We start from the raw sequence: 24,239 nt of genomic DNA on the forward strand, positions 1-24,239 counted from the left end.
TCCTGGTCCAGCACTGGCTGGGTGCCGAGGGCATGCCGCGCCGTTACGCGGACTACCTCGCCGCCGACGGTTTCACCGCCCTGAACACGATCTCGACGATCTCCTCGTTCGTGCTCGGACTGTCGATGCTTCCGTTCATGTACAACGTCTGGAAGACCGCGAAGTACGGCAAGAAGATCGAGGTCGACGACCCCTGGGGCTACGGCCGTTCGCTCGAATGGGCGACGTCCTGCCCGCCGCCTCGGCACAACTTCCTCAGCCTGCCGCGGATCCGTTCCGAATCCCCGGCGTTCGACCTGCACCACCCGGAGATCGCGGCGCTCGAGCAGCTGGATCACCTGTCCGAGGGTGAGAAGGTCCTCGTCGGCGGCAAGGAGGACGGCAAGTGAAGATCCAGGGCAAGCTCTTCATCTGGCTGAGCGTCTTCATGCTGGCCATGGCCGTCACGTACGGCGTCTGGTCCAAGGAGCCGGTCGGTACCACCGCCCTGGTCCTGTCCTTCGGCCTGACCCTCATGATCGGCTTCTACCTGGCCTTCACGGCCAACAGGGTCGACGCGATGGCCCAGGACAACAAGGAAGCCGACGTCGCGGACGAAGCCGGTGAGGTGGGCTTCTTCTCCCCGCACAGCTGGCAGCCGCTCTCGCTGGCCATCGGTGGCGCCTTCCTCTTCATGGCCGTCATCTTCGGCTGGTGGCTGGCCTACTTCTCGGCCCCGCTGCTCCTGATCGGCCTCTTCGGCTGGGTCTTCGAGTACTACCGGGGCGAGAACCGCACCCAGTAGGACACGCCTTCACCGGACGCGTCGCACCCGCACGGGGGCCCGGCCCGCTCAGCAATGAGCGGGCCGGGCCCCCGTTTGCAGTCACTGAACGCGCTGGATCGGATGAATCTTCTTAGCGTGGGTTCATGAACCACACGCCGCGCATCCGCACCGTAGTGAGCTGCACTCTGCTGGTCGTGACCCTGGTTGCAGGTGCGACCGCCTGTGGCGAGCCCGACGGTCATCCGCTGTCGCTGAAGTCCCACGACGCAGCCGACCTGGTCTCCTTCAACGGCCCTTCCAAGGGCGAGAAGGCCGACCCCGACAAGCCCCTCGAAGTCACCGTCAAGGACGACGACACGAAAGTCACGGACGTGACGGCCGTCGACACCGAGGGCCGCCATCTTGCGGGCGAACTCGACGCCGACGGCAAGCGATGGCACTCCACCACCCCGCTCGCGGCCGGCACCCGATACACCGTCAAGGTCTCCACCGAGAACGGCGACGGCGCTCCCGGCCGCCGTACGTACTCGTTCGGCACGACCTCGGCCAAGAAGTTCCTGAAGGTCGCCTTCGGCCCGCAGGCGGGCACCTACGGCGTCGGACAGCCCCTCACGGCGGAACTCAGCGCTCCGGTCACCGACAAGGCCGCCAGGGCCACCGTGGAACGCGGGCTCCAGGTCCGTTCCGCCCCGGCGGTCACGGGTTCCTGGCACTGGGTCGACGCCAAGACCCTGCACTACCGGCCCAAGGAGTACTGGCCCGCCGACGCCAGCATCGACATCCGCAGCAACCTCAAGGGCATAAAGGTCACCGACGCCCTCTACGGGGCCGCCGCGAAACCTCTGAAGCTCACCACCGGCGACCGCATAGAAGCGATCACCGACGCTTCGGACCACTCCATGACCGTCCTGCGCAACGGCGAAGTGATCAACACCATGCCGGTCACCACGGGCAAGCCGGGCTTCGAGACCCGCAACGGCGTCAAGGTCGTGCTCGCCAAGGAGCAGTTCGTACGTATGCGCGGCGAGAGCATCGGCATCGCCGCCGGTTCTTCGGAGTCCTACGACCTGCCGGTCTACTGGGCGACACGCGTCACCTGGAGCGGTGAGTACGTACACGCGGCGCCCTGGTCCACGGGTTCACAGGGCAACGCCAACGTCAGCCACGGCTGTACGGGGATGAGCACCGCCGACGCGGAGTGGTTCTTCGAGACCGTGCGCGAAGGCGACATCGTCAAGGTCGTCGGAAGTGACGGCGAGACGATGACGCCGTTCGACAACGGCTTCGGCGACTGGAACCTGTCCTGGGAAGCCTGGCAGAAGGGCAGCGCCCTGCACGGCGGCGGCACACCGGACACGGGCACCGACGTCCGGACGGCGCGGCTGCGCCCCCAGGTCTGATCCGGCCGGGAGTGAGCCGCACCCCGGAGGGACACCGCCCACAGGCCCGGGGACGCCCGGCGTCAGGCCTCCACGGACAGCCTCTGGCGCAGCAGGGAGGCCAGGGCGTCGGCGAAGCCGACCGGGTCGACCGGGTGGGTCACAGCGGCGTCCGCGCGGCTCCACGTGGCCAGCCAGGCGTCCTGCGGGCGCCCGATCAGCAGCAGTACGGGCGGGCAGTCGAAGATCTCGTCCTTGATCTGCCGGCAGACGCCCATACCGCCCGCAGGGGCCGTCTCACCGTCCAGCACGCAGACATCGACACCGCCCCGGTCCAGTGCGCTCAGGACGGCGGGCAGGGTGGCGCACTCCAGGTACTCCACCGGTGGGACGTCCGCCGCAGGCCTGCGCCCGGCTGCCAGCCTCACCTGCTCACGGGTGTTGGCGTCGTCGCTGTAGACCAGGACCGTGGCGGTCGGCTGCATTGTTCCTCCGTGACGTCTGTGTCTTCGGGGCTCTCCGGGCATGAACCGATGGGCGGATCGTACTCCGGCGGACTGCCTGTCAGCACCGGTAAGGACAGCGATTCGATGGGCCGTTCGGTGCGGACACACGGCTCTGACACACCGAACGGCACCCCCGGGAGTGAGGGCGGGATAAGCGACCGACATAATGTCGGTCGTGGCGACAGCAACGACAGTAGAAACCGGGCACGCGCACCCGTCGGTCAATCGACCGAACCTCACCAGCGTCGGAACCATCATCTGGTTGAGTTCCGAGCTGATGTTCTTCGCGGCCCTCTTCGCGATGTACTTCACCCTGCGATCGGTGATGGGACCCGAACACTGGAAGGAGATGGCTCACCATCTGAACTTCCCGTTCTCGGCGACGAACACCACGATCCTGGTGCTTTCCTCTCTCACCTGCCAGCTCGGCGTTTTCGCCGCGGAGCGGGGCGATGTGAAGAAGCTCCGCACCTGGTTCATCATCACGTTCGTGATGGGTTCGATCTTCATCGGCGGCCAGGTCCTCGAGTACACCGAGCTGGTCAAGGACGCGGGTCTCTCGCTGTCCTCCGACCCGTACGGTTCGGTGTTCTACCTGACGACCGGCTTCCACGGTCTGCACGTGACAGGCGGTCTCATCGCCTTCCTGCTCGTCCTGGGCAGGACATACGCGGCCTCGAGATTCACCCATGAACAGGCCACCGCGGCCATCGTCGTGTCCTACTACTGGCACTTCGTCGATGTCGTCTGGATCGGTCTGTTCGCCACGATCTACATGATCAAGTAACCGGGCTCGCACCCACCACCATCGACGCAGAAGATCCTGACACCGGGGTAATCCGTGAAAAAGCTCTCCGCACGACGACGCCATCCGCTGGCGGCGGTCGTCGTACTACTCCTCGCGCTGGCGGCTACCGGGGGGCTGTACGCCGCGTTTGCGCCTGCGGGTAAGGCGCAGGCCGACGAAACCGCCCAGTCCCTCGCCATCGACGAGGGCAAGAAGCTCTACTCCGTGGGCTGTGCAAGCTGCCACGGATCCGGCGGTCAGGGCACCACCGACGGGCCGTCCCTCGTGGGCGTCGGCTCCGCCGCCGTCGACTTCCAGGTCGGTACCGGACGTATGCCGGCTCAGCAGCCGGGTGCCCAGGTACCGAAGAAGCCGGTCATCTACACCCAGGCCGAGATCGACCAGCTCGCGGCGTACGTCGCGTCCCTGGGCGCCGGTCCGATCACGCCGACCGAAAGCCAGGTCGACCCCGCGGGCGCGGACGTGGCCAAGGGCGGCGACCTGTTCCGCAACAACTGCGCGCAGTGTCACAACTTCACCGGCAAGGGCGGTGCGCTGACGAACGGCAAGTTCGCCCCGGACCTGGACGGCGTGAGCCCGAAGCACATCTACGAGGCCATGCAGACCGGCCCGCAGAGCATGCCCTCCTTCCCGGACAGCACCATGCCGGAGCAGCAGAAGAAAGACATCATCGCGTACGTCCAGACCGTCAACGGTCATGAGTCCGAGACCCCCGGCGGGCTCTCGCTCGGTGGCCTCGGCCCCGTCAGTGAAGGTCTCTTCGGCTGGATCTTCGGCCTGGGCGGCCTGATCGCCATCGCCGTATGGGTCGCGGCCCACACCGCTAAGGCCAAGAAGTCATGAGTAGCCAACAGATTCCAGAAGAGAACCTGCCGGTTGAGCAGGGCACCGCGCACGGCGCGGTAGAGGGTGCGGGCGACCCGTTCGCCGACCCGGGGCTGCCGGCCCACCGGCCGCGCATCCAGGACATCGACGAACGTGCTGCGAACCGCTCCGAGCGAGCCGTCGCCTTCATGTTCACGCTGTCCATGCTGGCGACGGTCGGCTTCATCGCCTCGTACGTCATTTTCCCGGTCGACCGGATCGTCTACATCTGGCCGTTCGGCCACGTGAGCGCGCTCAACTTCTCCCTGGGCCTGACCCTGGGCCTGGCGCTCCTCCTCATCGGCGCGGGGGCCGTCCACTGGGCGCGCACCCTGATGTCCGACGTGGAGGTCGCCGACGACCGGCACGCCATCGAGGCGGAGCCGGAGGTCAAGGCGAAGGTCATGGCCGACTTCGCGGCCGGTGCCCAGGAGTCCGCGATCGGGCGGCGGAAGCTGATCCGCAACACCATGTTCGGTGCGCTGGCCCTCGTGCCGCTCTCCGGCGTGGTGCTGCTGCGCGACCTCGGTCCGCTGCCGGAGAAGAAGCTCCGCAAGACCCTGTGGGCCAAGGGCAAGCAGCTCGTCAACATGAACACCATGGAGCCGCTGCGCCCCGAGGACGTCGTCGTCGGTTCGCTGACCTTCGCCATGCCCGAGGGCCTGGAGGAGGACGCGCACGACTTCCAGACGCAGATCGCCAAAGCCGCCCTGATGATCATCCGCATCGAGCCGGACAACATCAAGGACAAGCGCGAGCGTGAGTGGGCCCACGAGGGAATCGTGGCCTTCTCCAAGATCTGCACCCACGTCGGCTGCCCGATCAGCCTGTACGAGCAGCAGACCCACCACGTGCTCTGCCCGTGCCACCAGTCCACCTTCGACCTCTCCGACGGCGCCCGCGTCATCTTCGGTCCGGCCGGTCACCCCCTTCCGCAGCTGCGGATCGGTGTGAACAGCGAGGGCAACCTCGAGGCGCTCGGTGACTTCGAAGAGCCCGTCGGTCCTGCCTTCTGGGAGCGCGGATGAGTACTGCGACGGAAACACAGCGCAAGGCGCCCGCCGGTGAGCGGGTTGCCGACTGGGCGGACGGCCGGCTCGGCATCTACGGCCTGGCCAAGGCCAACATGCGCAAGATCTTCCCGGACCACTGGTCCTTCATGCTGGGTGAGATCTGCCTCTACAGCTTCATCATCATCATCCTCACGGGTGTGTACCTGACGCTGTTCTTCAACCCGAGCATGAACGAGGTCGTGTACCACGGCTCGTACGAGCCGATGCAGGGCATCCGGATGTCCGCGGCCTACGCGTCGACGCTGGACATCAGCTTCGACGTCCGCGGTGGTCTGCTGGTCCGCCAGATCCACCACTGGGCCGCGATCATCTTCCTCGCCGGCATGTTCGTGCACATGTTCCGGGTGTTCTTCACCGGGGCGTACCGCAAGCCGCGTGAGATCAACTGGCTGTTCGGCTTCCTGCTGTTCGTGCTCGGCATGTTCACCGGGTTCACCGGCTACTCGCTCCCGGACGACCTGCTCTCCGGTACGGGTGTGCGCTTCACGCAGGGCGCGATCCTGTCGATGCCGATCGTCGGTACGTACATCTCGATGTTCCTGTTCGGCGGGGAGTTCCCCGGTACGGACATCATCTCGAGGTTCTACTCGATCCACATCCTGCTGCTGCCGGGCATCATGCTCGGGCTCGTGGTCGGCCACCTCATCCTGGTCTTCTTCCACAAGCACACGCAGTTCGCCGGCCCGGGCAAGACGAACAAGAACGTCGTCGGCATGCCGCTGCTGCCGGTGTACATGGCGAAGGCCGGAGGCTTCTTCTTCCTGGTCTTCGGCTTCATCGCGGTCCTCTCCGCGATCGCCACGATCAACCCGATCTGGGCGCTCGGCCCGTACCGTCCCGACCAGGTGTCCACGGGCGCCCAGCCGGACTGGTACATGGGCTTCGCGGAAGGCTTCGTCCGTGTGATGCCGGGCTGGGAGATCAACCTCTGGGGCCACACGCTGGTCCTGGGCGTACTCATCCCACTGGTGCTGTTCGGTGTCGTCCTCGGGGCGCTCGCGATGTACCCGTTCATCGAGTCGTGGATCACCGGCGACAAGCGCGAGCACCACATCCTGGACCGTCCGCGCAACGCGCCGACGCGTACCGGGCTGGGTGTCGCCTGGGTGACGATCTACTTCGTCATGCTGATCGGCGGCGGCAACGACATCTGGGCGACCCACTTCCACCTGTCGCTCAACGCGATCAGCTGGTTCGTACGGATCGCCTTCTTCGTCGGCCCGGTCCTGGCGTTCGTCGTCACCCGGCGGATCTGCCTCGGCCTCCAGCGCCGCGACAAGGAGAAGGTGCTGCACGGGCGCGAGTCCGGCACCATCAAGCGCCTGCCGCACGGTGAGTTCGTGGAGATCCACGAGCCGCTCAGCCAGGAGCAGCTGCACACGCTCACGGCGCACGAGCAGTACAAGCCGATCGAGATCGGCCCGACGATCGACAAGAACGGTGTCGAGCGCAAGCCGTCGGCGCTGCAGAAGCTGCGGGCCAGGCTCAGCAAGAGCTACTACGGCGAGGACAACCAGATCGCCAAGCCCACTGCCGAGGAGTACAAGGAGATCACCAGCGGCCACGGCCACCACTGATCACCTCAGCTGACCGCCACAGCGGGAGCCCCGTCCATCCGATGGACGGGGCTCTTCGCTGTCCCGGGGCCTGGATAGGGTAGGGGGCATCCTTGTATCGGCTGTGGACCCCAGGAGCGGACCATGAACGTTGTGACCCCGGACGGCGGCGACAGCGTGGCGGCCCGTACCTGGCCCGGTGTGCTGACCCCGCTTCTGCGCGGCGAGCACCTGAGCGCGGACGACACCGCGTGGGCCATGGACCGCATCATGAGCGGCGAGGCCACGGACGTGCAGATCGCCGGCTTCGCGATCGCGCTGCGGGCCAAGGGCGAGACCGTCGACGAGGTCACCGGACTCGTCCGCGCCATGTACGAGCACGCCCACACCATCCATGTGCCCGGCCGCACGGTCGACATCGTGGGGACCGGTGGCGACATGGCCAAGACGGTCAACATCTCCACCATGTCGGCGATCGTGGTCGCCGGTACGGGCGCGAAGGTCGTCAAGCACGGCAACCGGGCCTCCTCGTCGGCGAGCGGCGCCTCGGACGTGCTGGAGAAGCTCGGCGTCAATCTCGAACTGACGCCGGAGCGCGTCGTCGCCGTGGCCGAGGAAGCGGGCATCACCTTCTGCTTCGCGGTGAAGTTCCACCCCGCCCTGCGGCACGCGGCCAGGGCGCGCAAGGAACTCGGCACGCAGACCACCTTCAACATCCTGGGCCCGCTCACCAACCCGGCACGGGTGCGCGCCCAGGCGATCGGGGTCGCCGACCCGAAGATGGCACCCATCGTGGCCGGTGTGCTGGCGGACCGGGGGAATTCGGCGCTCGTCTTCCGGGGCGACGACGGCCTCGACGAGCTGACCACCACGGCGACCTCGCGGGTCTGGACCGTCCGTGACGGCACCGTCCGCGAGGAGCCCTTCGACCCGCGCGACGTCGGCCTGGACCTGGTTCCCGTCGAGGCGCTGCGCGGCGCGGACTCCTCGTACAACGCGGATGTCGCCCGCCGGCTGCTCGACGGGGAGACCGGTGCCGTACGCGACGCCGTACTGCTCAACTCGGCTGCCGCGCTGGTCGCGCTGGATCCGGGCGAGGGCACGCTGAACGAGCAGCTCGCGGACGGGATCGCCCGGTCCGCGGCGTCGATCGACTCGGGCGCGGCCAAGCGGGCGCTGGAGCGGTGGGTGGCGGCCAGCAACGCCTGAGGGAGCACGTGAGCAAGGGCGCAGTCCGGATCGCGGACTGCGCCCTTGCGCGTCGCCGAGGGTATGGCAAGATACTGCGCAGGTCATGAGTGACAGCGACTACGGCCCCGGCCCGCTGTCCGGCAACCCTCCGTCCGTGGCGGGGTGCCCCGGGTGAAGACCAGGCCGCAGGCAGCGAGGTCTGTGGCAAGCGCGGGCCCCTCGGCATCGTTGGATGCCACCCCTTGGGGTCCTGGTCCCAGGGAGCCTCTTGTGAGCAAGCGAATGCGATAGGGCGCGACGCCCTCCTCCGCACACCCCTTTTTCTTTCTTTTCCCGCGCTGCCGCGTCCTGTCGGGTCGCCGGCGCGAGGATTTCGCCTGCCTCTTACGGGAGTTCGCCATGTCTGTCTCCACCGCTGCCGTCAACCAGTCCATTTGTGCCCCGCTGCCGGTTCTGGGTGCGGATGTCACCGTTCCGCTGGTGACGGGCGGAGATGTCACCTATGCCGCCCTCGACTACGCGGCCAGTGCCCCGGCTCTCCAGCGGGTGTGGGACGACGTGGCCGCCTACGCCCCGTACTACGGCAGCGTGCACCGCGGTGCCGGATATCTCTCGCAGCTCTCCACCGACCTGTTCGAGAGCAGCCGGGTGACCGTCGCGGAGTTCCTCGGCTGCCGCGCGGACGACCAGGTGGTCTTCACCCGCTCGACGACCGACTCCCTCAACCTGCTGGCCGCTACGCTGCCCGCGGACTGCCAGGTGTTCGTGTTCGAGACCGAGCACCACGCCTCGCTGCTGCCCTGGCGCGACGCCCGGGTGACCTACCTCGACGCCCCCCGTACCCCGGGCCAGGCGGTCGCCACGCTGGAGCGTGCCCTGGCAGGCCGTGAACCCCACGGGCCCGCGCTGGTCTGCGTCACGGGTGCCTCCAACGTCACCGGTGAGCTGTGGCCGGTGAAGGAACTGGCCGCCACGGCCCACGCGCACGGAGCGCGGATCGTGCTCGACGCCGCGCAGCTGGCGCCCCACCACCCGGTGGACATCGCCGAGCTGGACGTCGACTGGGTCGCCTTCTCCGGGCACAAGCTGTACGCCCCCTTCGGCTCGGGTGTCCTCGCGGGCCGGGCCGACTGGCTGGTGGACGCGGAGCCGTACCTCGCGGGCGGCGGCGCCTCCCGTAAGGTCGCCCGGCGCACGGACGGCGGTGTGGACGTCGAGTGGCACACCACCGCGGCCCGGCACGAGGCCGGATCGCCCAACGTCATCGGCGTCTACTCCATCGCTGCCGCATGCAAGGCCCTGACCGAGGCCGGATTCGACCGGCTGGTCGCGCGGGAGCAGCAGCTGGTGACCCGGGTCCGTGAGGGGCTCGCCGCGGTCCCCGAGGTCAAGGTGCTCTCTCTGTTCGGCGACGACGCCCCGAGGGTCGGCGTCATCTCCTTCGTGGTCGAGGGGTGGAACAGCTCGCACTTCGCCGCGGCGCTCTCCGCCGAGTACGGCATCGGGGTGCGCGACGGACTGTTCTGCGCCCACCCCCTGGTGCGGACCCTGCTGGGCAGCGAGCCGCAGGAGCCGGGCGAATGCGGCGCGCCGGAGGCGGCCCCGGGGGAGAGGTCCCTCAACGCCATCCGGGTGAGCTTCGGCGCCGGCACGCCGGACGAGCACATCGAGCGGTTCCTGGGCGCGGTCCGGGAACTGGTGAGCAAGGGCGCCCGCTGGAGCTACCGCACCGAGGAGGGCCGCTGCGTGCCCGACCGTGGCGCCGCCGCGCAGGTCTGAACGGGTCAGGACACGGCTCCGGCCGGGACGGGAGGCGTGTCGCCCCGTCCCGGCCGGAGCCGTAGGTCTGCTCAGCCGTCGAGGCCGATGGCGAAGGCCGCCTCGAGGTCGTGCTGCGAGTACGTGCGGAAGGCGACGTGGGTGTCGGTGCCTTCGACGCCAGGGATCTTGCTGATCCGGCCTGGGATGACATCGGCCAGATCGTCGTGCCGGGCCACCCGGACCATGGCGATCAGGTCGTACGTACCGGTGACCGAGAAGACCTCGCTGACGCTGTCCAGCGCGGCGATGGCCTCGGCGATCTCGGGAATCCGGTTCACGCTGGTCTTGATGAGCACGATCGCGGTGATCACGGCTGGCTTTCTCCCTCGGTGGCCGTGGCTGGAGACTTCACTCTAGTCCCCCGGAACCGCGCCCAGGCGTAGAGGAACCCGGCCGCGAAACCCGCCACGTGCGCGAGGTACGCCACGCCCGGGCCGCTGCCCGCGCTCTGCGCCGCCAGCCACTGCAGGACGAACCAGAACACGAGCACGATCCAGGCCGGGAAGCGGAGCGGCAGGAAGAAGAGGAAGGGGAAGAGGCTGGTGACCCGGGCTCTGGGGAAGAGGCAGAGGAACGCGCCGAGCACCGCGGAGATCGCCCCCGACGCGCCGACCAGCGTCTGGTCGGAACCCGCGTGCACCACCGCGTAGGCCACCAGGGCGAAGTAGCCGCACGCGACGTAGAAGAAGGCGAACTCGACGCGGCCCATGCGTTCCTCGGCCATCGCCCCGAACACGTAGAGGAAGAGCATGTTGCCCAGGAGGTGCAGCCAGCTGCCGTGCACGAAGAGCGCGGTCAGCGGGGTCAGGGCCGCGTGGGCGGAGCCGTCCAGCAGCTCGCTGGGGATCACACCCCACCGCTCGAAGTACCCGGCCTGAGCGGCCAGGAGCGAGTCGCCGCCTCCGTAGGCGGGATTGAACCCGGAGAGAGGGCTGATCAGGAACACTGCGCAGCACAGGGCCATCAGCCCGTACGTGACCGGGGCGCCCCCCGCTCCGAGCTCTCTGGCCCGCTCCCGCCAGCCGACTTCACGCCAATCGATCACGTACAGAGCATGACGCACCCGATGAGAACGGGACAGACCGCCTCGCCGTGTCGATAGGTATGCGCAAGGCCGTAGGGTTGCGGCAGGACATCCGCAGTTCGACGGCGCACCGCGAGATCGAAGACCTGGGCACGCACAGGACTCGACGAACGACGAAAGAGGACGCAACGATGACGACGGTTCCCCAGCCGACGGACGGGACCCGCTGGCGCTGCACGCTCTGCGGCAATCTCACCCGTTTCGATGTGACACGCACCTCGAAGGTCGTGGAGTACGTGCATCTCGACCTGGCCGGGGAATCGAGTATCGAGGAGCGCGAGGTGGTCAGTGAGACCATCGAGTCGGTGCGCTGCCGTTGGTGCAACGCCGTGGACCAGATCGAGCTGGTCGACAGGCCTGGTGCCGACTCCTGACGGGGTCGTGCGCACAGACATATTGGGGTGATGGATGGTGGAGCAGCCGACAGGCGGCGCCGAACCGGCCGACGCGGCCGACGGCACCGTGGAGTCGCTCGACCGTCCGCTGCCCGAGGGCGTACGCCGCAAGGTGGTGGCGCTGGTCTCGGAGGCGTTCGGCGGTCTGACCGTCGGCGAACTCCCCTCCCAGCTCCGCCAGTACGCCCGTTTCACCCCGAACAGGCGGGCCAAGTTCGCGGGTAACGCGATGGCCGCCGCCCTGGAGGGCGACCCGGCGTTCCGCCGCCGCATCGGTGAGCGGATCACCCAGACCCAGCCGGAGCTGGCCGACGCGCTCACCTCCGGCGCGCCGCCCGCCGCCGCCGACCCCGTCGACGTGGCGGCGGCCGCCTATGTGCTGCGGCCGGCCGGCTGGGTCAAGCTGGTGGCGGCCGCCGGTGAAGAGGTCCAGAGGGCGCATGCCGAGCGGGTGGACGAGGAGACCAGGCGCGAGCTGGAGCGACTGCGCGAGGAGCTCGACCGCGCCCGCGGCCAGACCAGGGCCGACACCGAACGGCTGCGTTCGGAGCTGGAGGCCGCCCGCAAGGAGGCCGACTCCCTGCACCGCAAACTGCGCAGCGCCCTCAGTGAGGTGAAGCGCGGGGAGGCGGCTCTGCGCAAGGCCGGCGCCGAGACCGACGTCGTACGGTCCGAGGCCGCGGCCCAGGTCTCCGCCGCCGAGAGTGAGTCCCGTCGGCTCAAGGCGCGGCTGACGGAGGCGGAGGCCTCCGTCGAGGCGGGCCGCCGGGCTGCCAGGGAGGGCCGCTCGGTCGAGGACATGCGGCTGCGGCTGCTCCTGGACACCGTGCTCGACGCGGCGCAGGGGCTCCGCCGCGAACTGGCCCTGCCCCCTTCCTCGCTGCGCCCCGCGGACGGCGTCGAGGCGGTGGAGCCCGGCCGGATGTCACCGAAGGACATTGCGGCCAGGGCCCTTTCGGAGACCGATCCGGCGCTGCTCGACCAGTTGCTCGCCCTGCCGCAGGCCCATGTGATCGTCGACGGCTACAACGTCACGAAGACCGGCTATCCGCAGATGCCGCTGGAGAAGCAGCGGTTGCGCCTGCTGGGCGGGCTCTCCGTCCTCGCGGCTCAGACCGGCGCCGAGATGACCTGTGTCTTCGACGGCGCCGAACTGGCCGCCCCGGTCCTGCTGGCGCCACCGCGCGGCGTCCGGGTGCTGTTCAGCAAGGCCGGGGTGACCGCGGACGAGCTGATCCGTCAACTCGCGCGCGCCGAACCGCCGGGCAGACCCGTCGTCGTGGTCTCCACCGACCGTGAAGTGGCCGACGGGGTGGCGAAGGCGGGCGCGAGGCCGGTCACGTCCGCCTTGCTCCTGAAGCGCCTTTCGCGCGTCTGAGGCGTCTTGTGAGGCATGGGTGACATGCCGGAATTTACGGAACGTACCGTCAGGGCAGCGCTACACGCAGTGCGATGAAAGTAAAGAAGTGCCTGGTGTGACGAGATTTTGCCCGTGAGGATTTGAACTGATCACAAGATGGTCACTAGGGTCAGGCCTCGAACCTTCGCACGGTTGATTGCCCACCCGGGGTGACAGCGAAGGAACCGCCGAGTCCGTGAGTGCACGGAGCCGGGGATTCGTTCGTGTCCCCCCACAACCCGGTAGGCGGCTCGAGGAAGAAGGAGCTCGCCTTCGTGGCGTCCCACCGTCGTCCCAAGCAGCCGAGCCGCACCCGCGTGACCGTGCTCACCGTGACCGCCGCAGCAGCTGTGGCCCTGACCTCTCAGACGGCCCAGGCCGACCCCAAGCCGACCAAGAGTGAGGTCAAGGAAAAGGTCGACAAGCTCTACCACGAGGCCGAGGTCGCCACCGAGAAGGCCAACGGCGCCAAGGAGCAGCAGGACGAGCTCAAGAAGCAGGCCGACGCGCTCCAGGACAAGGTCGCCCGTGGCCAGGACGAGCTCAACACCCTGCGCGGCGAGCTCGGTTCGCTCGCCACCGCGCAGTACCGCTCCGGTGGTCTCGACCCGTCGGTCCAGCTGTTGCTCTCCTCGGATCCGGACGACTTCCTCGACCAGGCCTCCGCGCTCGACCAGCTGACGGCCAAGCAGGCCGAGTCCCTGCGGAAGATCCAGGCGAAGCAGCGCACCCTCGCGCAGCAGCGCAAGGAGGCGGAGGCGAAGCTCGGCGACCTCGCCGACGTCCGCAAGACGCTGAACGACAACAAGAAGAAGTACCAGGGCAAGCTCGCCGACGCGCAGAAGCTGCTGAACACCCTCACCGAGGCCGAGCGCGCCAAGATGCAGCAGGACCAGCAGCGCGCCAGCCGCGCCGCCGGTGACCGGGTCGAGCTCGGCAACGAGCTCCCCGCGTCCGCCCGTGGCGCCGCCGCCCTCCAGGCCGCCGCCACACAGCTGGGCAAGCCGTACGTCTCCGGTGGCTCCGGGCCCAACTCGTTCGACTGCTCGGGCCTGACCCAGTGGGCCTACGCCCAGGCCGGCGTCCAGATCACCCGCACCACGTACACGCAGGTCAACGACGGTGTGCAGATCGGTCGCAGCGCGCTCAAGCCCGGCGACCTGGTCTTCTTCAGCAACACCTCGCACGTGGGCCTGTACGCGGGCAACAACCAGGTCCTGCACGCGCCGTACCCGGGCCAGGTGGTCCGGTACGAGGCGATGGAGTACCTGGGCTCCTTCCAGTTCGGTGTGCGCGTCTGACACCCGAACGGTGAATCGCAGCACGCTTCAGTGACACCCGCCCCGTCGGAGACCACAGGTCACCGGCGGGGCGCCGCTGTGACGGCTCGGACCGTACGATCGGCAGGTGGCTGTTCGGAAGCGGGACGCGCGGCGGGGACACTCCCGCAGACGGTGCACGGCGGGTGCCGTGCTCGCCGCCCTGCTGCTCGCGCCCGGCTGTTCCGCCCCCGGGAACACCGAGACCGGCATCACCGCCCAGGAGGTCGGTGCCGCCCTGGACCGCCGGGCCGCGGCGCTCATGGCGCACGACACCGGCGCGTACCTGGCCGAGCTCGACCCCCGGGCCACCTCCTTCCGGGCCGCCCAGCGCACCGAACTGCACAACCTCGCCGACGTACCGCTGGAGTCCTGGGCGTACCAGGTGAAGGACGTGACGGACGAGGGCGCGGACCGGGCCACCGCCGAGGTCGAACTGCGCTACCGGATCAAGGGCTACGACAAGGCCCCCATGTCCTCCTCCCGCACGGTGGAGCTGGTCCGGCGCGGCGAGGGCCGCCCCTGGTACATCGCCGCCGACCGGGCCGCCGACGGATCCCCCGGACAGCTCTGGCAGCAGGGCGACGTCGAGGTCGTACGGGGCACGCACAGCCTGGTCCTGGGGGTCGGCCGCCCGACGGCGGAGCTGCGCGGGATCGCGGCCACCGCGGACCGGGCCGTCCCGGCCGTCACCGGCTCCTGGCCGGAGCCCTGGGCGGAGCGGGTCGTGGTGCTCGTCCCCGAGTCCGTGGAGGACATGGCGGGGCTCCTGGATTCACCCGTGTCCAGCTACCGGGGCATAGCGGCCGTCACCACCGGCGAGGTCGGCGGGAGCGGCCGGGCGCCCGCGGACCGGGTGATCGTCAATCCGCAGGCGTACGGACTGCTGGGTGACTTCGGGCAGCGGGTCGTCCTCACCCACGAGACCACCCATGTGGCGACCCGCGCGCACACCTCCGCCGCCACTCCTGTCTGGCTCTCCGAGGGCTTCGCCGACCGGGTCGCCTACCGCCAGGAGAGCCGGACCGCCGCCGAGGTCGCACCGGAGCTCGCCGAGGCGGTCCGCCGGGGGGAGTTGCCCGCACACCTGCCGACCGACGAGGACTTCGGGTTCGGCGAGGACGCGGGACGGCTCTCCCGGGCGTACGAGGGGGGCTGGCTGGCCTGCGAGCTGATCGCGCGGGACTGGGGCGATGAGGAGCTGATCGCCTTCTACAGGGCCGTGGGGAGCCGTTCGGAGCGGGACGGAGCCGTGGAGCAGGCCATGCACACCGTGCTCGGCACCACGCCCCAGGACTTCACGGCGCGCTGGCGGGAGTACCTGCGCGACCGGCTCGGCTGACGCCCTCCGTCGCGCGCACCTCCCGCACCGCCGGCACGGTGGCCCGCCACAGCCGCCGCCCCGCGCTCAGCGCCGCCACGACCAGCAGGCCGTTGCGTACGGCCATGAGCGCCACGCCCTCCGCGTCACTGGCCACCACGTGCGCGAAGCCCAGCGGGAACTCCAGCAGGGTGACAGCGGTGGCCACCAGGACCAGACACGCGGGCGGCGCCATGCGACTGCCCCGGAACACCAGGCACACCGCGGCGACACCGAGCGGCCACACCATGTACTGGGGGCTGATGACCCGGCTGGTCACGGTGAACAGCAGCACCGCGGTGAACGCCGCGTCCGCAGGGGTGTGCACCGCGAACGTACGGGCCCGCAGCCGCCACACCAGCAGCCAGCCGAAGGCGAGCACGCTCAGCGCCAGGGCCAGCGTGCTCACCAGCGCCACATGAGGGCCGACGAACTCCATCGAGCCGTAGCGGAGCTCCACCCGGCCCTCCCAGCCGAACTGCCGGGCCACATGGAAGACCAGTGCGCCCAGGGACTCGAGCTCCAGCCCCCGGTCCCGCTGGAACGTCAGGAAGGCGAACGCGCCGGGCGCCGCCACCGCCGCCGCCAGGACCAGCACGGCGGCCGTCACCGCCGCCGCCGACCAGGACCGGCGTGTGGCCCTCCCCCTGGCGGTGCCCACCAGCACCAGCACCGGCCACACCTTCAGCAGCGCGCCGAAGGCGGCCAGCGCCCCCAGCACCCTGGGACGGCGCACGCCCGCCAGCAGCGCCGCCACCGCGACGGCCGTCACCATCAGGTCGTAGCGGGCGTACACCGTCGGCCCGAGCAGCGGCACACCCGCCACCCACAGCCACGCGCCCGCCTCGCGGAAGCCCGGACGGCTTCCCGCGTACAGCAGGAGCCCGAACACGAGGGCGTCACACAGCAGGACGAGGGCGAAGAAGGCGGAGGCGTACTCCAGGAAGGGCAGCAGATCGGGGGAGAGCACGGCGAGCGCCGCTGCGGGCGGGTACTGCCAGGTGACGTCGTCCAGCGGATAGGTACCGGCGCGGAGCACCTCGTACCAGCCCCGGTAGATCACGGAGACGTCGACCGTGACATCCGGGCCCGGCACCGTGAACACCTTGAAGACGCAGAGCAGCAGCACCGCCCGGGTGAGGCCCCACACGGCGAGGGACAGCCCCCGGCCACTCGTACCCGTCCTGACCGTCATGCACGCCATGATGCAGGCCACGACTGTGCGGGAGCCGTCAGGCAGGGCCGTCGGGCCGCCCGGTACTGTCGGCGGCGATGGACAAGACGCTGATCGTGACGAACGACTTCCCGCCCCGCCCCGGCGGCATCCAGGCCTTCCTGCACAACATGGCCCTGCGCATGGACCCCGAGCGGCTCGTCGTCTACGCCTCCACCTGGAAGCGCGGCACGGAGGGCACCGAGGCCACCGCCGCCTTCGACGCCGAGCAGCCGTTCACCGTCGTACGCGACCGTACGACGATGCTGCTGCCCACCCCGGGGGTCACCCGGCAGGCGGTCCGGCTGCTGCGCGAACACGGCTGCTCCTCCGTGTGGTTCGGAGCGGCCGCGCCCCTCGGCCTGATGGCGCCCGCGCTGCGCAAGGCCGGCGCGCGCAGGATCGTGGCCACCACGCACGGCCACGAGGCGGGCTGGGCCCAGCTGCCCGCGTCCCGGCAGCTGCTGCGCCGTGTCGGTGAGGGCACCGACACGATCACCTACCTCGGCGAGTACACGCGCTCCAGGATCGCCGCCGCGCTCACCCCGGAGGCCGCCGGACGCATGGTGCGGCTGCCGCCCGGTGTCGACGGGAAGACCTTCCACCCGGCCTCCGGCGGCGACCGGGTCAGGGCCGGGCTCGGGCTCACGGACCGGCCCGTCGTCGTGTGCGTGTCGCGGCTCGTGCCACGCAAGGGGCAGGACACCCTCATCCTGGCCATGCCCGCGATCCTGGCGCGGGTGCCGGACGCCGTCCTGCTCGTCGTGGGCGGCGGCCCGTACGCGGGGCAGCTGAAGAAGCTGGCGGCCGAGACCGGTGTCGAGGACTCCGTGCGCTTCACCGGACCCGTGCCCTGGGAGGAACTGCCCGCGCACTACGGCGCCGGCGACGTGTTCGCCATGCCCTGCCGCACGCGGCGCGGCGGGCTCGACGTCGAAGGCCTCGGCATCGTCTACCTGGAGGCGTCCGCGACCGGGTTGCCGGTCGTGGCGGGCGACTCGGGGGGCGCCCCGGACGCCGTGCTCGACGGCGAGACCGGGTGGGTGGTGCGGGGCGGCTCCGCCGAGGAGTCCGCCGACCGGATCGTCACCCTGCTCGGCGACCCCGAGCTGCGCCGGCGCATGGGGGAGCGGGGCAGGGCGTGGGTCGAGGAGAAATGGCGCTGGGACCTGCTCGCCGGACAGCTGCAGACGCTGCTCTGAGCAGGTACGGGGAGGGGACCGCACCGGCCGGTGCGGTCCCCTCCCCGTACGGACGTCCGGCTCAGCCGCGGTAGATCGACTCCACCTCGTCCGCGAAGTCCTTCGCCACGACATTGCGCTTCAGTTTCAGCGACGGCGTGATGTGGCCCGCCTCCTCGGTGAACTGCGCCCCCAGGACGCGGAACCTGCGTACCGACTCCGCCTTGGACACCGCCGCGTTGCCGTCGTCCACCGCCCGCTGCACCTCGGCCAGCAGCTCGGGGTCCTCGCGCAGCGAGACCGCCGTCGAACCGGCCGGCTTGCCGTTCTCCTCGGCCCAGCGGGAGAGGAACTCCTCGTCGAGGGTGAGCAGCGCGCCGACGAACGGCCGTCCGTCGCCGACCACCATGCACTCGGCGACCAGGGCGTGTGCGCGGATCCGGTCCTCGATCACCGCCGGGGCGACGTTCTTGCCGCCCGCCGTGACGATGATCTCCTTCTTACGGCCCGTGATCGCGAGATAGCCGTCCTCGTCGAGCGTGCCGATGTCACCCGTGTGGAACCAGCCGTCGGCCAGAGCCTCGGCCGTCGCCGACTCGTTCTTCCAGTACCCGGTGAACAGGTGCTCGCCGTGCAGGAGCACCTCGCCGTCGTCGGCGATCCGCACGACCGAGCCCGGCAGTGGCTGGCCGACCGTCCCGATCTTCTGCCGGTCCCACGGGTTGAAGGCCGTGGCGGCACAGGTCTCGGTGAGGCCGTAGCCCTCCAGCACCGTGAAGCCGATGCCGCGGAAGAAGTGGCCGAGCCGCTCACCCAGCGGTGCGCCGCCGGAGATCGCGTACTCCCCACGGCCGCCCAGCACGGCGCGCAGCTTGCTGAACACCAGCTTGTCGAAGATCCTGTGCTTGATCTTCAGGCCCAGTGAGGGGCCCTCCGGTGTGCCCAGCGCCCGGCTGTACGCGATCGCCGTGTCGGCGGCCCGGTCGAAGATCTTGCCCTTGCCGTCGGCCTGGGCCTTGGCCCGCGCCGAGTTGTAGACCTTCTCGAACACCCGCGGCACACCGAGGATCAGCGTGGGCCGGAACGAGGCCAGCTCATCGGTGAGGTTCTTGATGTCCGGCACGCAGCCGAGCCTGATCGGCGCCATCACCGAAGCGACCTCGACCAGCCGGCCGAAGACGTGCGCTGCGGGCAGGAAGAGCAGGACCGAGCACTCGCCGGTACGGAAGAGGGGCTTCAGCCGCTCCACCACGTTGCCGCACTCCGCGAAGAAGCTGCGGTGCGTCAGCACACAGCCCTTGGGGCGGCCGGTGGTGCCCGAGGTGTAGACGATGGTCGCCGGATCGTCGGCCTTGGCGCTCACCATGCGCAGGTCCAGCGTCTCGTCCGTGACGCCGGCGCCCGCCGCCACGAGCTCGCCGACGGCGCCCCGGTCGATCTCCCAGACGTGCCGCAGACCGGGCAGCCCGTCCCGTACGGCGGTGACGGACTCCGCGTGGGCGGCGCTCTCCACGACGGCCGCGACCGCGCCCGAGTCGCCGAGTATCCACTGGACCTGCTCGGGGGAACTGGTCTCGTACACCGGCACGGTGACGGCGCCCGCGCTCCAGATCGCGAAGTCCAGCAGGACCCACTCGAAGCGGGTACGGGACATGAGCGCGACCCGGTCGCCGGGCTGGATGCCCGCCGCGATCAGGCCTCTGGCGGTGTCTCTGACCTCAGCGAGGAACTGGGTGGCCGTGACGTCCGTCCAGACGCCGGCCACCTTCCGGCTCATCACCGCGACATCGGGATGCTGAGCGGCGTTGCGGCGGATGAGATCCGTCAGGTTGCCGTCCGTAGGGACCTCGTACAGGGCCGGAAGGCTGAACTCGCGCAAGACTGCTGCTCCTCATCGGGCTCCGGTTCCACGCCTCTGTGCGACGCACCGGATCGGTCCAAGACTGGCAGATGCTCAGTGGGGTGAGCACGACTGGACTGGCGGGACGTTACCCACCGGTACTCGGTTCCGGAAAGGGGTTTCCGGCCAGATGTCTTATGCATCACACATATCCGCGGTCCTTCGGCGCACACTAGTCCACCCGCGTCCCGGTCCGGAAGTAATCGCAGGTCCGGCGGCCTCTACCCAGAGCGGCGGGCGGAGACCTAGGGTGATCTCCATGCGAGCCGGCACACCGCACCATCAGCACAGAACCACCATCCGACGGACACGCGTGCACGTGGTCAGCGACGTGCACGGCAACGCGGAGGCGCTGGCGCGCGCCGGGGACGGCGCGGACGCCCTGATCTGCCTGGGTGACCTGGTGCTGTTCCTCGACTACGCCGACCATTCGCGCGGCATCTTCCCCGACCTGTTCGGCGTCGCCAACGCCGACCGCATCGTCGAGCTGCGCACCGCACGCCGCTTCGACGAGGCCCGCGCCTTCGGTCGCGAGCTGTGGGCCGGTCTGGACCGCAACGCGGCCATCCTGTCCGCCGTACGCAAGCAGTACGCCGAGATGTTCGCGGTGATGCCCACCCCGACCTACGCCACCTACGGCAATGTCGACGTGCCCACGCTCTGGCCCGAATACGCCAATTCCGGTACCACCGTGCTGGACGGCGAACGGGTCGAGATCGGCGGCTGGGTCTTCGGATTCGTCGGAGGCGGCCTCAAGACCCCCATGAACACCCCGTACGAGATCAGCGACGAGGAGTACGCCGCCAAGGTCGAGGCGCTCGGGCCGGTGGACGTCCTCTGCTCGCACATCCCGCCGGAGGTCCCGGAGCTGACGTACGACACCGTGGCCCGGCGCTTCGAACGCGGCAGCCGCGCACTCCTGGACGCCATCCACCGCACCCGCCCCCGGTACGCGGTCTTCGGTCATGTGCACCAGCCGCTGGTCCGCCGGATGCGGATCGGCGCCACCGAGTGCGTCAACGTCGGCCACTTCGCCTCCAGCGGGCGCCCGTGGGCCCTGGAGTGGTGAGCGACACGGCCGCCGGCCCCGGGCCGGGGCGCGGGCGGGAGGGCTCCCCGCACGCGATAGCCTGCACACGGCAGGCCTCTGCCGAACGCGACCGGTACACCGCACTGGAGGGCCACGGCGATGGCTGAACACACCAGCTCGAGCATCACGATCGAGGCGGCACCGGCCGACGTCATGGGAGTGATCGCCGACTTCGCCCGCTATCCGGAATGGACCGGCGAGGTGAAGGAGTCCGAGATCCTGGCCACCGACGACCAGGGCCGTGCCGAGCAGGTCCGCCTCGTCCTGGACGCCGGAGCGATCAAGGACGACCACGTCCTCGCCTACACCTGGAACAGCCCGTACGAGGTCAGCTGGACCCTCGTCAAGTCACAGATGCTGCGCGCCCTCGACGGCAGTTACGCGCTGGCGCCGCTGGGCGACGGCGACCGCACCGAGGTCACCTACCGCCTCGCCGTGGACGTCAAGATCCCGCTCCTCGGCATGATCAAGCGCAAGGCCGAGAAGGTCATCATCGACCGTGCCCTCGCCGGGCTGAAGAAGCGCGTCGAGTCCGTCCCGAAGGCCTGATCACGTGCGTACGGTCCTCGTCACCGGCCCCGGCGGCGCAGGCCGTACCACCGTCGCCGCGGCGACCGCACTCGCCTCGGCCCGTGGCGGCCGGCGCACCCTCCTGGTCTCGTCCGACGCGGTGCCCGCCTTCCCCGCCGGTCCCGAACCCGCGGAGGTCGCCGAGCGGCTGTTCCGCGTACGCGTCGACTCGGCCGCGCACTTCCGCGGCGAACTGCTCGAGCTCCAGGACCGGGCATCCGGGGTGCTCGACCTGCTCGGTGCCAACCGGCTCGACGGCGAGGAGCTCACCGAACTGCCGGGCAGCTCCCAGCTCGCCGTCCTGCACACCCTGCGCCGGGTGGCCGAGGGGGACTGGGCCGGGAGCGGTTACGAGGTCCTCGTCGTCGACCTGCCCCCGCTGACCGAGGCACTCGCCCTGCTCGCCCTGCCCGGGCAGCTGCGCCGCTATCTGCGCCGCCTCCTGCCCCGCGAACGCCAGGCCGCCCGCGCCCTGCGCCCGGTGCTCGCCCAGCTCGCCGGTGTGCCCATGCCCGCCCAGTGGCTGTACGAGGCCGCTGCCCGCAAGGACGCCGAACTGGCCGCCGTCGAGGCGCTGATCGAGGACAACGCGACCACCGTGCGGCTGGTCGCCGAGCCGGGCCCGGCCGCCGGTGAGGCGCTGAGCGTCGCCCGTACCGGACTCGCCCTGCACGGACTGCGCGTCGACTCCGTCGTGGCCTCCCGGGTCCTGCCCCGCCACTCCGCCGACCCGTGGTTCGCCGATCTCGCCGCCCGGCAGGAGAAGTCCCTGGACGGCTGGCGCCAGGAGTGGGCGCCCGGGACATCCGTACGCGAGACCGCCCACCTCGGCCGCGAACCGCGCACCGTCGAGGACCTGGCGCTGCTCGCCGAGGCCTGCGCACCGGACGACCGGACGCCGGGCCACGCCGGGGACCCCTGGTGGACCGAGGACGCCGGGGACGGTGTCATCGCCTGGTGCCTGCCGCTGCCCGGCGCCGTCAAGGAGGACCTCCGGCTCGTCCGGCGGGGCGACGAACTGCTCCTCACCGCAGGACCGTTCCACCGGATCGTGCGCCTGGAGTCCGCGCTGCGCCGCTGCACCGTCACCGGAGCCGCGCTGACCGAAGGCGTCCTGCGTGTCCGGTTCACACCTGATCCCGCGCTCTGGCCCCGGACACAATGAACGGGGTGCCACCGTTCGGGTAACGTCGGTAGTACGTGGCTCGTACGGCCACGCAGGCAACCGCGTCGCAGGAGTCCGCCATGAGTGAAGCCACCGATCGTCCCGTCGACGACGACGCGTGGGCGGAGGCCTGCGCCGAGGATCTCGAGGCGGAGAAGGCCCGCCGCCGGGCCCAGTACGGACAGCAGCCGGGTTCCGCCGCCGAGGAGCTGCGCAAACTGATCGACGCGGTGGCCGACAAGGTCTCCTCGCTGCAGTCGCCGCTGCTCGGCATGGCCGCCCAGGGCACCGTCCAGCAGGTGATCCGGCAGGCCAAGTCCGCGGTCGAGCCCGTCATCGAGCGCAATCCGGACCTTTTCGATCATCTCGCCGCCGCGGGCAACGAGCTCCTGGCCGCCTACCGCTCCGCCGTCGAGGGCCAGGAAGGCCGCTGGACCCGGGGTACCGAAGGCGCCGGAGGTACCTCGGGCCCAGCGAAGAAGGCGTCCGAGAACCCCACGGACCCGCGTGACGAGGGCCCCGGCGGCAGCGAACACATCGACCTGGACTGAACCTGGGCAGGAAATACCCGTCCCCGGCTCGGGTACGGTTGGCCGTAGCGGGGCTCGACCGAAACTGAGGGATTCATGGGACTCACCATCGGCGTCGATATCGGCGGCACGAAGATCGCGGCTGGAGTGGTCGACGAAGAGGGCCGGATCCTCTCGACGTTCAAGGTATCGACCCCGCCGACGGCCGAAGGCATCGTGGACGCGATCAGCGCCGCCGTGTCCGGAGCGAGTGAGGGACACGACGTCGAAGCGGTAGGCATCGGCGCGGCCGGATACGTCGACGACAAGCGTGCCACCGTGCTGTTCGCCCCGAACATCAACTGGCGCCACGAGCCGCTCAAGGACAAGGTCGAGCAGCGCGTCGGCCTGCCCGTCGTCGTCGAGAACGACGCCAACGCCGCCGCTTGGGGCGAGTACCGCTTCGGCGCCGGCCAGGGCCACGACGACGTCATCTGCATCACGCTCGGCACCGGCCTGGGCGGCGGCATCATCATCGGCAACAAGCTGCGCCGTGGCCGCTTCGGTGTGGCGGCTGAATTCGGTCATATCCGGGTCGTTCCGGACGGGCTGCTCTGCGGCTGCGGCAGCCAGGGCTGCTGGGAGCAGTACGCCTCAGGGCGCGCGCTCGTGCGGTATGCGAAGCAGCGCGCCAACGCCACCCCGGAGAACGCCACGATCCTGCTGGGACTCGGCGACGGCTCCGTGGAGGGCATCGAGGGCAAGCACATCAGCGAGGCCGCGCGGCAGGGCTGCCCGGTGGCCGTCGACTCCTTCCGTGAACTGGCCCGCTGGGCCGGAGCCGGACTGGCCGACCTCGCCTCGCTCTTCGACCCGTCGGCCTTCATCGTCGGCGGCGGCGTCTCGGACGAGGGCGAACTGGTCCTCGATCCGATCCGCAAGTCGTTCCGGCGCTGGCTGATCGGCGGCGAGTGGCGCCCGCACGCGCAGGTCCTCGCGGCCCAACTGGGCGGCAAGGCAGGGCTGGTGGGCGCGGCGGACCTGGCACGCCAGGGCTGATCTCACCGCGGCTCGTCCGACGCCCGTCGCG

23 protein-coding genes, 1 pseudogene and 1 riboswitch are annotated in these 24,239 nt (G+C 70.0%); of the genes and pseudogenes, 19 read left to right on the top strand and 5 right to left on the bottom strand.

Annotated elements, in window-relative coordinates:
* The 3 genes and pseudogenes from ACFYQ5_RS32570 to ACFYQ5_RS32580 form a co-directional block, all read left to right on the top strand.
* Positions 1-389 (top strand): annotated as a pseudogene (locus tag ACFYQ5_RS32570) (cytochrome ubiquinol oxidase subunit I); the annotation flags it as partial.
* Entirely contained in the window at positions 386-784 is a 399-nt protein-coding gene (locus ACFYQ5_RS32575) for a cytochrome c oxidase subunit 4 (protein ID WP_389202835.1), read from the top strand. The pseudogene ACFYQ5_RS32570 and the gene ACFYQ5_RS32575, both read left to right, overlap by 4 nt.
* A gap of 125 nt (positions 785-909) precedes the next feature.
* Positions 910-2,166 (top strand): Ig-like domain-containing protein, encoded by a 1,257-nt coding sequence (locus ACFYQ5_RS32580; RefSeq protein ID WP_389202837.1) that lies wholly within the window; start codon positions 910-912, stop codon positions 2,164-2,166.
* Positions 2,167-2,228: 62 nt separating this feature from the next.
* On the opposite strand, the gene ACFYQ5_RS32585 is transcribed toward ACFYQ5_RS32580, so the two are convergent.
* Positions 2,229-2,630: a hypothetical protein gene (locus ACFYQ5_RS32585; RefSeq protein WP_389202839.1), complete on the bottom strand. Its 402-nt coding sequence runs from the start codon at positions 2,628-2,630 to the stop codon at positions 2,229-2,231.
* A 187-nt stretch (positions 2,631-2,817) separates the two neighbouring features.
* On the opposite strand from ACFYQ5_RS32585, the gene ACFYQ5_RS32590 reads away from it, so the two are divergent.
* From ACFYQ5_RS32590 to ACFYQ5_RS32615, 6 genes are all read left to right on the top strand, one after another.
* On the top strand, positions 2,818-3,438 hold the full coding sequence (locus ACFYQ5_RS32590; RefSeq protein ID WP_389202840.1) for a heme-copper oxidase subunit III: 621 nt from the start codon (positions 2,818-2,820) through the stop codon (positions 3,436-3,438).
* Between the two features lie 54 nt (positions 3,439-3,492).
* Complete coding sequence (locus tag ACFYQ5_RS32595; RefSeq protein WP_389202841.1) at positions 3,493-4,302, top strand: c-type cytochrome; 810 nt, start codon at positions 3,493-3,495, stop codon at positions 4,300-4,302.
* Positions 4,299-5,351 (top strand): Rieske 2Fe-2S domain-containing protein, encoded by a 1,053-nt coding sequence (locus ACFYQ5_RS32600; RefSeq protein WP_389202843.1) that lies wholly within the window; start codon positions 4,299-4,301, stop codon positions 5,349-5,351. Before ACFYQ5_RS32595 ends, ACFYQ5_RS32600 begins: the two co-directional genes overlap by 4 nt.
* A complete protein-coding gene (locus tag ACFYQ5_RS32605; protein ID WP_389202846.1) occupies positions 5,348-6,973 on the top strand; it encodes a cytochrome bc complex cytochrome b subunit in 1,626 nt (541 codons plus the stop codon). The genes ACFYQ5_RS32600 and ACFYQ5_RS32605 overlap by 4 nt, the downstream gene beginning before the upstream one ends.
* Before the next feature lie 123 nt (positions 6,974-7,096).
* Positions 7,097-8,161: an anthranilate phosphoribosyltransferase gene (gene trpD, locus ACFYQ5_RS32610; RefSeq protein ID WP_389202847.1), complete on the top strand. Its 1,065-nt coding sequence runs from the start codon at positions 7,097-7,099 to the stop codon at positions 8,159-8,161.
* Between the two features lie 81 nt (positions 8,162-8,242).
* Positions 8,243-8,360, top strand: a riboswitch (SAM riboswitch).
* A 182-nt stretch (positions 8,361-8,542) separates the two neighbouring features.
* Positions 8,543-9,922 (top strand): aminotransferase class V-fold PLP-dependent enzyme, encoded by a 1,380-nt coding sequence (locus tag ACFYQ5_RS32615; protein ID WP_389202849.1) that lies wholly within the window; start codon positions 8,543-8,545, stop codon positions 9,920-9,922.
* A gap of 71 nt (positions 9,923-9,993) precedes the next feature.
* Here ACFYQ5_RS32615 and ACFYQ5_RS32620 read toward each other — a convergent pair whose 3' ends face one another.
* Both ACFYQ5_RS32620 and ACFYQ5_RS32625 read right to left on the bottom strand, forming a co-directional pair.
* Positions 9,994-10,275, bottom strand: coding sequence for an Lrp/AsnC family transcriptional regulator (locus tag ACFYQ5_RS32620; RefSeq protein WP_389202850.1), 282 nt, complete (start codon positions 10,273-10,275; stop codon positions 9,994-9,996).
* Positions 10,272-11,009 (bottom strand): rhomboid family intramembrane serine protease, encoded by a 738-nt coding sequence (locus ACFYQ5_RS32625; RefSeq protein ID WP_389202852.1) that lies wholly within the window; start codon positions 11,007-11,009, stop codon positions 10,272-10,274. The genes ACFYQ5_RS32620 and ACFYQ5_RS32625 overlap by 4 nt, the downstream gene beginning before the upstream one ends.
* Before the next feature lie 170 nt (positions 11,010-11,179).
* Here ACFYQ5_RS32625 and ACFYQ5_RS32630 point away from each other — a divergent pair, with 170 nt between their 5' ends.
* From ACFYQ5_RS32630 to ACFYQ5_RS32645, 4 genes are all read left to right on the top strand, one after another.
* Positions 11,180-11,422 carry a hypothetical protein gene (locus tag ACFYQ5_RS32630; protein WP_389202854.1) on the top strand — a complete coding sequence of 81 codons (243 nt, stop codon included), beginning with the start codon at positions 11,180-11,182 and terminating at the stop codon, positions 11,420-11,422.
* A gap of 37 nt (positions 11,423-11,459) precedes the next feature.
* Entirely contained in the window at positions 11,460-12,821 is a 1,362-nt protein-coding gene (locus ACFYQ5_RS32635; RefSeq protein ID WP_389202856.1) for an NYN domain-containing protein, read from the top strand.
* A gap of 296 nt (positions 12,822-13,117) precedes the next feature.
* The gene (locus tag ACFYQ5_RS32640; RefSeq protein WP_389202966.1) at positions 13,118-14,143 is read left to right on the top strand and encodes an NlpC/P60 family protein; all 1,026 of its coding nucleotides are present in this window, start codon (positions 13,118-13,120) and stop codon (positions 14,141-14,143) included.
* Positions 14,144-14,249: 106 nt separating this feature from the next.
* Positions 14,250-15,503, top strand: coding sequence for a hypothetical protein (locus tag ACFYQ5_RS32645; protein WP_389202858.1), 1,254 nt, complete (start codon positions 14,250-14,252; stop codon positions 15,501-15,503).
* On the opposite strand, the gene ACFYQ5_RS32650 is transcribed toward ACFYQ5_RS32645, so the two are convergent.
* Positions 15,460-16,716, bottom strand: a complete 1,257-nt coding sequence (locus ACFYQ5_RS32650; protein WP_389202860.1) for a glycosyltransferase 87 family protein — start codon at positions 16,714-16,716, stop codon at positions 15,460-15,462. The two genes, ACFYQ5_RS32645 and ACFYQ5_RS32650, sit on opposite strands and share 44 nt — an antisense overlap.
* A gap of 77 nt (positions 16,717-16,793) precedes the next feature.
* Here ACFYQ5_RS32650 and ACFYQ5_RS32655 point away from each other — a divergent pair, with 77 nt between their 5' ends.
* Complete coding sequence (locus tag ACFYQ5_RS32655) at positions 16,794-17,936, top strand: glycosyltransferase family 4 protein (protein WP_389202862.1); 1,143 nt, start codon at positions 16,794-16,796, stop codon at positions 17,934-17,936.
* 61 nt (positions 17,937-17,997) lie between these two features.
* Here the strand turns inward: ACFYQ5_RS32655 and ACFYQ5_RS32660 are convergent, their stop codons facing one another.
* On the bottom strand, positions 17,998-19,794 hold the full coding sequence (locus ACFYQ5_RS32660; RefSeq protein ID WP_389202864.1) for an AMP-dependent synthetase/ligase: 1,797 nt from the start codon (positions 19,792-19,794) through the stop codon (positions 17,998-18,000).
* Between the two features lie 280 nt (positions 19,795-20,074).
* Between ACFYQ5_RS32660 and ACFYQ5_RS32665 the strand changes: the two genes are divergently transcribed.
* The 5 genes from ACFYQ5_RS32665 to ACFYQ5_RS32685 all read left to right on the top strand — a co-directional run bounded on the left by ACFYQ5_RS32665 (position 20,075) and on the right by ACFYQ5_RS32685 (position 24,208).
* Positions 20,075-20,884: a metallophosphoesterase gene (locus ACFYQ5_RS32665; RefSeq protein ID WP_389202865.1), complete on the top strand. Its 810-nt coding sequence runs from the start codon at positions 20,075-20,077 to the stop codon at positions 20,882-20,884.
* Positions 20,885-21,004: 120 nt separating this feature from the next.
* Positions 21,005-21,454, top strand: coding sequence for an SRPBCC family protein (locus tag ACFYQ5_RS32670; protein ID WP_351282628.1), 450 nt, complete (start codon positions 21,005-21,007; stop codon positions 21,452-21,454).
* A 4-nt stretch (positions 21,455-21,458) separates the two neighbouring features.
* The gene (locus ACFYQ5_RS32675) at positions 21,459-22,640 is read left to right on the top strand and encodes an ArsA-related P-loop ATPase (RefSeq protein WP_389202866.1); all 1,182 of its coding nucleotides are present in this window, start codon (positions 21,459-21,461) and stop codon (positions 22,638-22,640) included.
* Positions 22,641-22,720: 80 nt separating this feature from the next.
* Complete coding sequence (locus ACFYQ5_RS32680) at positions 22,721-23,191, top strand: DUF5304 domain-containing protein (RefSeq protein WP_389202867.1); 471 nt, start codon at positions 22,721-22,723, stop codon at positions 23,189-23,191.
* Between the two features lie 75 nt (positions 23,192-23,266).
* A complete protein-coding gene (locus ACFYQ5_RS32685) occupies positions 23,267-24,208 on the top strand; it encodes an ROK family glucokinase (protein WP_389202869.1) in 942 nt (313 codons plus the stop codon).
* The last annotated feature ends 31 nt before the right edge of the window (positions 24,209-24,239 follow it).

The organism is Streptomyces sp. NPDC005794 (assembly GCF_042871445.1).
Classification (GTDB): domain Bacteria; phylum Actinomycetota; class Actinomycetes; order Streptomycetales; family Streptomycetaceae; genus Streptomyces.